Source organism: Candidatus Poribacteria bacterium, assembly GCA_021162805.1.
In the GTDB taxonomy this organism is placed as follows: Bacteria; Poribacteria; WGA-4E; order B28-G17; family B28-G17; genus JAGGXZ01.
The window spans coordinates 1-11,644 of the sequence record JAGGXZ010000105.1 but is presented as its reverse complement, the minus strand read 5'-3'; the positions used below and the strand labels follow the sequence as shown (position 1 = coordinate 11,644).

Sequence of the window (11,644 nt, the reverse complement as noted above, 5' to 3'; positions counted from 1 at the left end):
TCGTTCCTCCTCTGCACACAGGGCTTCAAGGCTAAGGCGGGTGTTAAGCCGCCTGCTGACGGTGAGGTGGCCGCCTACGTGAACGGTTCTCGCTTGGCGAGTAAGCATGACAGGGTGTCGCACCAGCCCGGTCTGGCAAAACCGTCACATTGCCGAGGTGCACCTTAACCCCGAAAGGGAGAGGCAGGAATGCCAAAGTACGGGCGAAAAATCTTTCGCCCGTACTCAAGGGAAATAAAAGCGAACACAATTGGTAGGCTTCGGCTCATAGAGCGGCCGGGAGCCTCGGTCTATCTGCCGCAATGGGATAGAAAGGAGGGCGGTTCCTCAACCGGCAGATAGATCAATTTGACACAGTTTGAGGAACCAGGGTTAAAAATGCGTTTCCTTTTGATTCAACCAGGGAATGAAGGAAGTAATTTCAGGCACTCCCTCGGAATGGTCGAGCCATTGGGGCTTGAGATGATCGGCGCTGCTCTGGCGCGGAAGCACGAGGTGGAGCTCCTCGATATGAGACTGTCAAGCATGAAGGAGCTTGTGAGAAGGATCGAGGACTTTAAGCCTCAGGGGTGTGGGATAAGCTCGACCTTCACCGTGGATTACAACCAAGCCGTTAAGATATCGGAGGTGATAAAAGGGATAAATCCGGATATCTTCATCTTTGTTGGAGGGCATCATCCTTCACTCCAACCTGAGGATTTCCATCTGCCTTCTATCGACGCGATTGTGGTCGGTGAAGGGGAGATCACGGCTTCGGAGATGGCTGATTGCCTGGAGGAGAGGGGCGATTTGAGAAAGGTGGCAGGGCTGGTTATAAACTATCCTAGCGGACAGCTCCAAACACCTCAAAGGGAACTATTAGGGAATCTGGATCAACTTTTACCCCCTGCTCGACATCTCATAGATGAGAACTGGAGACATTATCGGCTTACCTCTCGCCAGCCGGTTTCCTCCGTTGAGACGGCCAGGGGATGCCCCTATCGATGTAAATTCTGCAGCGTCTGGGTCTTCTATAAGGGCAAGGTGAGGTTTAAATCCCCTGAGAGGGTAATCAGGGAGATCGAGGGGACAAAGAGCGAAAACATCTTCTTTACCGATGATAACTTCTTTTCAAACGTCGCCAGGGCTAAGAGAATCGCCGAGCTTCTCAAGGAACGGGGGATTAAGAGGAAATATATCGTTCAGGTGAGGAGCGACGTGATAGCTTCACATCCGGAACTTGTCGAGATGTGGACCGACGTGGGGCTTGAGGTTGCCTTCCTGGGATTCGAGAAGGCCTCGCAGGAGGAGCTCGACTCGATAGAGAAGCGCAATACGGTTGAGAACAACGAGAGGGCGCTTGAGATATTAAGATCCGCTGGAATCGAACCCATGGCCTCCTTCATAGTCGATCCGAGCTATGACAAGAAGGATTTCGCCGCTCTCAGAAGGTATATCAAGAAACTTAAGCTCAGGTTTCCATCCTTCACCGTGCTCACGCCTCTGCCCGGAACAAGGCTTTTTGAGGAGTTCAGGGATAAGCTACCCTGCAGGAACTATAATCTCTTTGATCTCATACATCCCGTTCTTCCAACCCGCTTACCCTTACGGGATTTCTGCAAGGAGTTCGCGAAGTTATATCGGACAGCATATCCCCCTGCATATCTATTTCTGATGAGAATCTATGTCCTGCTTAAAAGTCTGAAAGGACAGTTGATATACTCAGATTGGAAACAGGTTTTCAGGGACTGGATCAAACTGTCAGATCCTAAGGCTTACCTGAGCGACATAAAACAGGTTTGTCCTAACCTGAAATGAGCTTCGATGGGATGAAGAGGTGCTAAGTTGGAAATCAGGAAGATCGTTCATCAACTTAAAGCCCTTGCCGATGAAGGGAGAATGACGCTCTTTCTGATCCTTTGGCGGCGTGAATGTTGTGTGTGCGAGCTCATGAACATAATGGAATGGGAACAGTCGAGGGTATCACATCAGCTGAAGTTGCTCAGATTCGCCGAGCTAGTTGAAAACAGAAGAGAGGGCAAGTGGGTGATCTACTTCATACCCGAGGAGGTTAGAAGAGATGAGCTGGTATCGGTTATAACCGAAAAGGTGAAACTGCCAGCCGATATCGAGAGGAGAATCGAGATGGTCAAGGAGACCAACGTGAGGGAGTGTGTGGGCTCAACCCTCTAATGGACGATTCACCAGAGGAGGAACATCAATGGGGGTATTGGAACTGATCAGATCGGAGTTCAAGGCGATGATACACCAGGGCGGGTTTTCAAGCGAGAGGGTGGCCGTCAGGGCCGGCGTTAAAACCCGTCCCCTCTCACCCGAGGAGGCCATAGGGTCGCCGGGCAGGAGGGATTACCCCATACTTCAGGGGAAAGAGGTCGTGATGGAATCCGTCTTCAGGGGCGTCAGGGGACAGGCCTTCACCGATCAACCCGGCGATTTCGACGGGACGCTCGAGGATGTCTTGGACCTGCCCCTTGAGACCAACTATCAGCGGGCGGTCTTCATCTCGACTCTCAACGCCCTGATGCGATACCTCGGTCGGATAGAGCGCACCGTCCACTGCCGGGACGAATCCCCCGAAAGATGCGGTGAGGAGATAGCGAGGTGGATACGCCAGAACTACGGCGAGGTCAGGGTAGGCTTGGTGGGAATTCAACCCTCCCTCCTCGACGGGCTGATATCGGAGTTCGGACCGCAAAAAGTGCGAGCGACCGACCTAAACCCCCGAAATATCGGCAGGGTCAAAGGCGGTGTGGCCATCTGGGATGGAAGGAAGGACACCGGGAGGCTCATAGCCGAATCGGATCTGATACTTGCCACGGGAAGCGCCATCGTCAACGACACGCTCGGGGACATAATCTCTCTGGCAGAGGAGAATGGCAAACCGCTCGTGCTGTTCGGCGTGACGGGAGCCGGAGTGGCCGAGATACTCTCTCTGGAGAGATACTGTCCGTTCGCGACATGACCTCACACGAGGAGGTATGACGTGAGGAGAAGGGTTTTGTTCATCTGCACCCACAACTCGGCGCGCTCTCAGATGACGGAGGGATTGTTGAGGGCATTGTACGGAGACCGCTATGAGGCATACAGCGTGGGGACTCAGCCGACTGAGGTCAACCCATATGTCATCAGGGTGATGGCGGAGATAGGAATAGACATATCGGATCATCGTTCAAAGAGCGTGAACGAGTTCCTCAATGAGGAGTTCGATTATGTGATCACGGTCTACGACCGCGCCAAAGAGACACGCCCCTTCTTCCCAAGAGGTAAGAGATACATCCACAGGGGATTCGACGATCCCTCGAGCTTCCACGGATCAGATGATGAAAAACTCGATTTCCTCAGGCGGGTGAGGGATGAGATAAAGAGGTGGATGGTTGTTGGATCTTCCCCGACAAATGCTACCTTAACCGTGAACCGTTTCCGAGATGTAATAATTTTGTAGTAATTTTTCTTCCCTTACCGGATTCAAGGGTACAGATGTAAATGCCCAGTAGGGTTGGTTTGCCTGCCTTGTCCTTTCCATCCCAATACACCGCCTTTTCCTTGGTTATGTAGTATCCCGGCCTTTTTTCGCCCAGATCAATCCTGCGGATAAGCTTCCCCTTCAGGTCGTAAATGCTAAGCGTTAAATGGGCCTTCCAAGGCAGAGTATAGGTTATCCACGCACCTCCTCTCTCAGCGTCTGGGAAGGCGTTGATCGTGAAGTCGGCGGGGATAGGTCCGGTCGGTCTTCCCTGAGACGCTTCGAGTTTCGCCTTTATTCTCTTCCGATTTCCCCTTCGAAGGATGAGCAACTCCACCTCCGTCCCAGGTGGAGTTCGATATACCATCTTCCTCAGGGCTTTAGAGCCGTCTATCGGCTTTCCCTGGTATTCCAGGATGATATCCCAGCGTTTAATGCCGGCCCTTTGAGCGGGTGAATCCTTCAAAACCTCCGTCACCAGCACCCCTGAGTTCTCCAGGCTAAGCTGAGCTCTCAGGGCGTCAGGAATCGATTGAACCTCCACCCCCAGCCAGGAGCGGGTTACAACACCCTTTTCGATCAATTGTTTGACGGCGAATTTGATGTCATTAATGGGAACGGCAAAGCCGGTTCCCTCAGCTTCTTCAGATGAAGGGCGTAATACCGAACCGGACGTTCCCACCGATGTGGAGCCTGATAGTCTGGCTTGGATAATCCCTACGACTTCCCCATTGCTATTTATCATGGGTGCTCCGCCCATGCTTGGATTGATGGGCGCTGTGATCTGGATGAGCTCCTTACCGTTAACCTCAAGATCGAGGTTGCTGATCACGCCGGTCGAAAGCGAACGGGATAACCCGAAGGAATCTCCGATTACCAGGATAGATTCCCCCTTTTTTAACCTGTCAGAATCGCCGAATTTGACCGGCCGAAGATCAGGAGCGGTGATCTTAATCACACCGATGCCCGTTACCCCGTCAATTCCAATGGGAGTCGCCTTGTATTTTAATCCGGATGGGAGTATCACCTCCAGCCTTTCAGCGCCCTCAATGATGAGCCGCGTCGTCAGAACATATCCGTCAGCGTTGTAGATAACGCCGGTAGCGAACTGCGGGCGATCGTTCTTAACCGTAACGACGGAGGGATCGACCTGACGCACAACATCCACGATCTGTTCCACTGTCTGTAGGAACAAACCTTTATGGGGAGGTAGATCCTCCTCCTGCCAGGCAGAACACAGACATATCGGCGTTAGGGTGAGAAGTATCAGAGGGATGAATTTACCTTTCATCTAGATCACCTCCTAACTGAGGCTATGAGGGAGGATAATCCCCTCTCGTATAAGTTTTTCCACAAAGCTCAGTATATCTGCGGTCTGAATGCGCCCTTTCATCTGGTTCACCAAAGCCTGGATCTTCTTCCTTCCGTTGATTATTTCCTCCAGAATCTCCATCTCCCAATCTTCAAGCTGATAGGCACATGGCCAGATAGGGTCTTCTACCTTCAACCTACGTTCCTTCTTCGACAAACGAAGGGGAACGGCGGGATATAGGATGGATCGGAGGTTTACGGAGATATCATCCGCCACATGGGAAACATAAGGTTCCACCAGGAACTTATAACTGTTTCTGGATAAAAGCGCTTTATGGACATGCCATTGAGATTCCTCGTCCATTTCTCCTCCCTCATGTTTATATATTTCATCCCACAGGGAGAGCACATCAGGACTGAAGATGACCTTCTCTTGAGGTTCATCGTGGGAGGATGGGAAGTTCTTCGAGATAAAGTCGACAATTTGAGCGAGATTGCTTGAGAATCTCTCCATGCTGAAATGTTCCCTTACCTTTCTCACGCCGTTTTCACCCATCTGTCTTCTCAGTGATTTATCGCCCAGCAGCCTGAGGACGGCTTCCACACCCGTTCGCCAATCGAGTTTAACTCCATGGTTTGTAAGGATGGTATCCATGAAAAACCCTGTCTCCCCCTCCACGACGGTATCTTTCAATCCACCTATGCGGGAGCAGACAACTGGCGTTCCACATGCCATGGCTTCTACCGGGGTATAGCCGAAATTTTCGGTGACAGAGATCGTAGGGTTCAACAGGATATCTGCCGCGGAATACAAAGCAACCAGACTCCTCTCCGGCTGATTTCCCAATAACAACACGTGTCCTCCAAGCTTACGCCTCTTAATCTCTTTCCTCAGGTAACCGTAGTATCCGTCAACCGGGACATCGAAGTGGGGGAACCGGTCATTTTCGATAGGTCCGACGATGCAGAGAGTGCTCCTTGGATATTCCTTAACGATCTCTTGAAGCATCCAAAACAGAGCATGCAGGTTTTTCTCCGGGTGAATCCTCCCGACGTAGAGTAGAAATGGAGCATCAAGAGGAACATCTATGGTATTCTTTAACAGCTGTCACAGACCGAAGATTGCGAGGATTTCGGATCAACGCAAATTGGGAAGGTTTGCAGCCGTAGCCCCGAAGGAGAGGATTTCGGGCATTCAGGCGGTGGAGCATACGGTGTGCCATACGCTTTAAGGGCATGCACAAAACAACGGCCCAGGAAAGCATGACATTCGTAAAAGTCAAGGCAATCATAACACGGCTGGCCCGAGAACTTCTCCTTCGGAGGTCTTATAAGCTGCATCAGCCGTTCAGAATTCCAAACCTCCAATATAGATTGCTTCGATAGATCCCCCACGACGAACTCCGGCGTTGATGGCACCTCCTCACATGGCACAACCTTACCATCCGGATATATGGCGAGCTGCTGCATCCCCGCTGTACATCTGGCACGGTTTAAAAAAGCCCTCTCCTTCTCCCCCCTGCTTTTGGGTTCAGGCGCAAAAACCCAACTGGTGCTGATGCTTGTGGAACTGTATTTCTCCCTTAATCTTTGTACGGTCTCGTCAAGCCACTTTAAATCCTCATGTGACATAAAGAGATTATCATCAAGGTGACGGTAAAGCGATCTGACATACTCACTAAGACCGATATCGTCAACGCCAAGGGAAGCTAATAGATCGACGAGAGCGGGGACCTGACGAACGTTGTAAGAGGTGAGCACGGTCTTAGTGGCGACTTTAATCCCCTTCGCCTTAAGGCGCTTGATCACGGGGATCATCTCCTCCAAATAGTTCCTTGCTCCTGTCAAAAGGAAGATGGTATCAGGATCAGGGGAATCTATGCTGATTTGAACCCTTGGTATCCCTATTTCCGCAAGCCTATCCACCGTCGCCTCGGATAGAACGCATTTTGTCGAGATAACAGGGAGAATATCATGGGCTACAGTATGTTCAAGGATATCCAGGATATCAGGATGCATGAACGGGTCACCGCCTGAGAAATGGATAACAGGGATCCGCAATTCCGCAGTTTCCTCTATCAACTCCTTCACACGTGGGAGGGGCAAAAGCGGTCCCCCTTTACCATGCCTCTGTTTCTCAGCATAACAATATATGCAGTTCGTCCGACAGGCATTGGTCACCATATATACCAACGACAAAGGTGCAAGAAGACGTTTAAACGTGAAATCAATGGAGTCGGCGTCCATGACAAACTCTAACGGGTCATATCTCCTTCGAAGTCGCTCTGGAACCTCAGAAGCTTCGATGAAATAACGGCTGTTTTCATCGAGAAATTGTTTTACATTGTGAGGTTCCACAGGACGGCCGGTCACGTAGCTCAGTGCATGCGCTACATCCTCAACCACCCTCTTGCCATCGAAAAGGGCGATCGTGATCGCCTTCAACGGATGGATAAAGCTCTGTTCGGCAACGGTTCCGATGTCGGTGAGCCGGTAGAGGAGGACGTAACCCTGTTCTCTGCGCATCCTCCACATTGGGTTAAGGATTAAAGCCATGCCCAGCACCCCCTCTGAATTTCATAAAACCCGTCTATCAGATGGTTCGGGAACGTAGAGGATCTCTTCGATCGGATAACGATTCCCGGTTAAATTCTCCGACGGGTATACCTCAGGAGAGCGATCATGATTATGAAATATACCGTATCCTATCAATCCGAGGGAGAAAACCAGAATTGAAAGCGCCACCGCCCTTCTGAATTTTAAAACCCATATGATCCGTCGCATGAAGCCCATCAATTCACCGAGTTTGGCGAGGATATCCGGTCTCGTCGAAGCGGGTGGTTCCAGCTTATACTTCAGCCGATCCCAAAAGTCGGCAGGGGCCTTGGGAATATCCTCCTCCCTCGCTAAAGACTCAAGCGCCTGATGGGTAACCTGCAACTGTTGCCATTCCTCCTGGCACCTGGGGCAATGATTCAAATGCTCTAAAAGCTCATCCTGGGTTTTGCGATCTAGATCCCTATCCCCTGATAGAAGAGAAAATAGGGCTTTTTGAGCCTGAGCGCATTTCATCTGTATCCCTCCAAGAGCTATTTGAAAAATCCTATGGATTTAAGCCGTTTCCTCAATTTCTCATGAGCACGGAACAAACGGGAGTAGACCGTCCCGACGGGACAACTCAGGATCTCGGCGATTTGCTCACAGGAATACGCTTCGAAATAACGTAGGATTATGACGATTCGATACTTTTGCGGTAGATTATCAATGGCCTGTCGAACGAGCTCTCTATATTCTTTACGCTCAAGGATGCGGTCAGGCATAGCGGAGCCATCGGCGAAGTCGTATCCTTGGCTCATAAACTGTTCAAGCGATATCAGATCTCTTTTGGCTTTGTGGCGCCGTTTTCTGCAGTAATTTATGCAGATTCGAGTTAACCAAGTGGAGAACCTCGCATCCCCCCGGAATCGCCCGATACCTTTGTAAGCGCGGATGAATATCTCCTGCGCTATATCCTCCATGTCGGGTGTCTCGCCAAGCAGCCGATAGATTAAGCGGTAAACCAAATCCTGATACTTGCGCACCAATATCCCGAAAGCAGCCTTGTCCCCGCTTTGACAACGCGCGATGAGAATTTCATCCTCATTTAAGTCGGCGCTCCTTCCCTCAACGACCATAGGACTTCCTGTGATTCGAATTGTTTCCAATTCCATTAGACCCCTCCGCTCGGAAAACCTTCCAAAAATCTCAGCCTATGAAGTTGTAAGCGATTGAGGTATTATATCCGATAAGCAGATCCGATGTTCTACCCCGTTCATCCGCTCCTTTCAGGAACATGGCTCGGGTATATCGAGGCGGGGCATCAGATTATCGTTAAGTGTAGCAGAGATCTAAGAGGTCAGAAAACGTTACAACGTTAGACGTTGAACGTGCAACGGATTTTCTCTCTCCTCGTTCCTCCTCATGGATAACCGCTACACTCAAGGGAAATAAGAGCGTTATAGTCGCTTATAGTTAGCGGCCACCTTTTCGAAAGCCTCTATCACCCCTTCGAGAAATCCCTCCTCCGGTTCGATATAGGCTGGGATCGAGAGTATCCTTCCGATCAAACTCTCCGCGACGGGGAAATCGCCCTCTCTATACCCCTTAAAGGGGGGTAGACCGAGGAACTCCCCTCCCAAGGGGCCTCTTCCGTGCCCCCACAGGTCAAATCCCCTCCTGAAGATCATCCTCTGGTGTTCGAGCGACCTCCCATACCTGCTTATCGGAACTCCCTCGGCCCTCAAAGCCTCCACATATCTCTCGACCGAAAGTCCATCCAGATCCTCCGGCTGATATATCATCTTCAGCCCGCCGTAGAAGCCGGCGGGTTTCGCCTTAGGATAGCTCCTGACCGGTTTAACGCCCGGTATCTCATTCAGCGCCTCAAAGAGCTTCCTTCTGAACTCATCCCTCCTCCCGTTCCTGTAATCGAGCGATCTGAGGGAGACCTTCGCCAGAGCCAGGGCCAGCGGATGTGCCCTCCATTTCAACCCCAACACTTCGCTATCCAGCCCTCTGTATTCCGGCAACGTGAGCTCCTCCGTCACGCCGGCTCTATGAAGGTGGCAGTACGCGAGCATCCTCTCGTAGAACTCCCTCACGTTTGTCGTGGCTATCCCGCCCTCACCGCCACAAACCGGCTTTCCCCCTGGCATCGTCCCCTGAAGGCTGAAGCAGGTCACATCGCCTATGTTCCCTATCTTTACCCCGTCCCATTCGGCTCCATGAGCATGGGCGGCATCCTCCACCACCGCTATCCCGTATCTTCTCCCTATATCCATCAGGGCGTCCATATCGCAGACGTTCCCCCAGAAATGTATGGGAATTATCGCCCTCGTCCTCGGCGTTATCCTCCTCTCGACATCCTGGGGATCGATAAGCAGCGTATCGGGATCGATGTCGCAGAAGACGGGTCTTGCGCCGAGGTGGAGCGCACCACAATATGTCCCGATATAGCCGAGGGTGGGGGTTATCACCTCATCTCCCGGCCCCACCTTCACGGCGTAGAAGGCGCTTGCCAGAGCCATCGAGCCGTGATCCACCGTAAGGCAGAAGTCACATCCTATGTATTTTCTGAACTCATCCTCGAACTCCTTCGGAAGTCCCGTTCCGGAGCCGGAAAGAAATCCCTGCTCTATGAGCCTGCAGACTTCCTCTTTCTCCTCATCGATCGGTCGTTTCCACCTTTCAGGGTTTTCGACCGTAACAGCCGGTTTGCCCCCTAGGATCGCCAGTTCGCTCATTTCTCTCCTCCCGTTTTTAATCCATAAGTTATCAATTCTTCAGGCATATCGGTTTGAATCCAATCTACCTTCGCCCTCAGCATCTTATCCCATATATCGGGGCGATCCCATTCGCCCAGGGTCTTCGCCTGAACGTAGATTTCTCTTCCATGAAACGCCCTGCAGATTTCAGGGATGATCACATCGGCGTTGATCTCCACGGCGTTGGGTTGAACATCGTCCAACCAGGCGTCAAGGCCATATTTAGGCCACCATTTCGGCATGATGGCGATCTCCCCGTTCGAGAGGGCTCGGATCTGTCTCAGGAGATCGAGCTTACCGAAGACGACCACCTGATCCTGCATCCCAGCTCGAAGGATCTGTCCGACCAGCAACCGGGGATTCACCCGTTTGCAATCGAGGTAGAGGTTGATCCGCCTGTAGGCCAGATCGAGACATTCCTCCAAACTCAGGACCCGCTCACCCGCATATCGTGATGAGAACCAGCTTCCAGCATCCAGCCGTTTGATCTGGGCCATGGTGTGCTCTTCGACCGATCCCTTCCCGTCGGTTGTCTTATCCAGCAGTGAGCTATGCATGAGCACGTGGTATCCATCGCCGGTGAGTCGAACGTCCACTTCAACCCATTCGATCCCGGCTTCGATGGCCAGTTCCAACGCCGGTTTCGTGTTTTCAGGTGCCCGACGCATCATACCCCGATGGGCTATCACCTGGAAACGGCGAGGTTGCTTAAGAGGTTGATAGAAGGGAAACCATCCCATGATTTACCTAAGCGCTTTTATCCTACCCCAGGTGGCTATCATCTTGCCCTGAGATTTAACCGGTGTTTCCTTACCGGTTGGTTCTAAGACGATGACATACATCCCCGCGCCGGTGTTGGCGGCATACGTCTTGATCTCCCCCGGTGGGAAAGGCTTTTTCGATTTATATACGGCGAGCGGCTCATCGGTTGAATTAACCGTATCGCCCGTTTTCGCATAGTTCTTCTGAAGCCAATCCTGATTGGCCGGGTCCCTGGCTATCCAAAGGATGTAAACGTAGGCTTCCCTGTCTATTTTGAAGCTTACCTCCAGATTCGGATTCTTTTTATCGTTATTTGCCGTGCGTATCCAGGTTAGCCCCAAGAGGTAATCCGGTATATCCGTGAAGGTGTACTTCCTATCGGTGTATTCCTTATCGCCGATCTGTAAACTCTCATCGACCTCATAGGTTAAGCCGCTGTTCGCCTTCAGATCGGTTACTTTAATCTTCGGGTGGGAAGCGCCAGCGGCGTAAACAAAACATGTTGTCACCAAGGAAAAACCGACTAAAAGGCTAATAATCTTCAACCTAAGTCACCTCCTTGGTTCTCCTGAGATATTAACCCAGTGTTCAGCTTGAAAGGTTGTTTTACCTTACTTCAGAAATCATTATATCACAGTTATCTTCCTTCGTCAAGGCCTGCCGTCGCCAGTCAGGACCTCGCAAAAACTTTTGAAGAATGTAGATGGGGAAAGGCTTAGATGGCATAAGTGATTCAGAGGAAATTCGCGCTCTAATCTATCGCGAATTTGCTCAAAACCCTTATGTTGCCTAGATTTTCCTCGTC

12 protein-coding genes are annotated in these 11,644 nt (G+C 51.2%); 4 read left to right on the top strand and 8 right to left on the bottom strand.

What is annotated here, in order from left to right; translation table 11 throughout:
- The first annotated feature begins 378 nt into the window (after positions 1-378).
- From J7M22_08490 to J7M22_08475, 4 genes are read left to right on the top strand one after another with little or no spacing between them, the layout of a single operon-like run.
- Positions 379-1,797, top strand: a complete 1,419-nt coding sequence (locus tag J7M22_08490; protein MCD6506647.1) for a cobalamin-dependent protein — start codon at positions 379-381, stop codon at positions 1,795-1,797.
- 27 nt (positions 1,798-1,824) lie between these two features.
- On the top strand, positions 1,825-2,172 hold the full coding sequence (locus J7M22_08485; GenBank protein MCD6506646.1) for a winged helix-turn-helix transcriptional regulator: 348 nt from the start codon (positions 1,825-1,827) through the stop codon (positions 2,170-2,172).
- A gap of 28 nt (positions 2,173-2,200) precedes the next feature.
- On the top strand, positions 2,201-2,962 hold the full coding sequence (locus J7M22_08480) for a hypothetical protein (protein ID MCD6506645.1): 762 nt from the start codon (positions 2,201-2,203) through the stop codon (positions 2,960-2,962).
- A 21-nt stretch (positions 2,963-2,983) separates the two neighbouring features.
- Positions 2,984-3,442: an arsenate reductase ArsC gene (locus tag J7M22_08475; protein ID MCD6506644.1), complete on the top strand. Its 459-nt coding sequence runs from the start codon at positions 2,984-2,986 to the stop codon at positions 3,440-3,442.
- Here the strand turns inward: J7M22_08475 and J7M22_08470 are convergent.
- From J7M22_08470 to J7M22_08435, 8 genes are all read right to left on the bottom strand, one after another.
- The gene (locus J7M22_08470; GenBank protein MCD6506643.1) at positions 3,399-4,754 is read right to left on the bottom strand and encodes a trypsin-like peptidase domain-containing protein; all 1,356 of its coding nucleotides are present in this window, start codon (positions 4,752-4,754) and stop codon (positions 3,399-3,401) included. The two genes, J7M22_08475 and J7M22_08470, sit on opposite strands and share 44 nt — an antisense overlap.
- A gap of 12 nt (positions 4,755-4,766) precedes the next feature.
- Complete coding sequence (locus J7M22_08465) at positions 4,767-5,879, bottom strand: glycosyltransferase family 4 protein (protein MCD6506642.1); 1,113 nt, start codon at positions 5,877-5,879, stop codon at positions 4,767-4,769.
- On the bottom strand, positions 5,873-7,330 hold the full coding sequence (locus J7M22_08460) for a radical SAM protein (protein ID MCD6506641.1): 1,458 nt from the start codon (positions 7,328-7,330) through the stop codon (positions 5,873-5,875). Before J7M22_08460 ends, J7M22_08465 begins: the two co-directional genes overlap by 7 nt.
- A 21-nt stretch (positions 7,331-7,351) precedes the next feature.
- Positions 7,352-7,846 (bottom strand): zf-HC2 domain-containing protein, encoded by a 495-nt coding sequence (locus tag J7M22_08455; protein ID MCD6506640.1) that lies wholly within the window; start codon positions 7,844-7,846, stop codon positions 7,352-7,354.
- Between the two features lie 17 nt (positions 7,847-7,863).
- Positions 7,864-8,484 carry a sigma-70 family RNA polymerase sigma factor gene (locus tag J7M22_08450; protein MCD6506639.1) on the bottom strand — a complete coding sequence of 207 codons (621 nt, stop codon included), beginning with the start codon at positions 8,482-8,484 and terminating at the stop codon, positions 7,864-7,866.
- Positions 8,485-8,769: 285 nt separating this feature from the next.
- Positions 8,770-10,056: a DegT/DnrJ/EryC1/StrS family aminotransferase gene (locus J7M22_08445; GenBank protein ID MCD6506638.1), complete on the bottom strand. Its 1,287-nt coding sequence runs from the start codon at positions 10,054-10,056 to the stop codon at positions 8,770-8,772.
- On the bottom strand, positions 10,053-10,817 hold the full coding sequence (locus J7M22_08440) for a glycerophosphodiester phosphodiesterase family protein (protein ID MCD6506637.1): 765 nt from the start codon (positions 10,815-10,817) through the stop codon (positions 10,053-10,055). Before J7M22_08440 ends, J7M22_08445 begins: the two co-directional genes overlap by 4 nt.
- 3 nt (positions 10,818-10,820) lie before the next feature.
- Positions 10,821-11,384: a hypothetical protein gene (locus J7M22_08435; GenBank protein ID MCD6506636.1), complete on the bottom strand. Its 564-nt coding sequence runs from the start codon at positions 11,382-11,384 to the stop codon at positions 10,821-10,823.
- Between the last annotated feature and the right edge of the window lie 260 nt (positions 11,385-11,644).

Coding starts and splice junctions, on each gene's coding strand:
- J7M22_08490 (MCD6506647.1), top strand. CDS start 379: ATGCGTTTCCTTTTGATTCAACCAGGGAATGAAGGAAGTAATTTCAGG.
- J7M22_08480 (MCD6506645.1), top strand. CDS start 2,201: ATGGGGGTATTGGAACTGATCAGATCGGAGTTCAAGGCGATGATACAC.
- J7M22_08470 (MCD6506643.1), bottom strand. CDS start 4,754: ATGAAAGGTAAATTCATCCCTCTGATACTTCTCACCCTAACGCCGATA.
- J7M22_08460 (MCD6506641.1), bottom strand. CDS start 7,330: ATGGCTTTAATCCTTAACCCAATGTGGAGGATGCGCAGAGAACAGGGT.
- J7M22_08455 (MCD6506640.1), bottom strand. CDS start 7,846: ATGAAATGCGCTCAGGCTCAAAAAGCCCTATTTTCTCTTCTATCAGGG.
- J7M22_08450 (MCD6506639.1), bottom strand. CDS start 8,484: ATGGAATTGGAAACAATTCGAATCACAGGAAGTCCTATGGTCGTTGAG.
- J7M22_08445 (MCD6506638.1), bottom strand. CDS start 10,056: ATGAGCGAACTGGCGATCCTAGGGGGCAAACCGGCTGTTACGGTCGAA.
- J7M22_08440 (MCD6506637.1), bottom strand. CDS start 10,817: ATGGGATGGTTTCCCTTCTATCAACCTCTTAAGCAACCTCGCCGTTTC.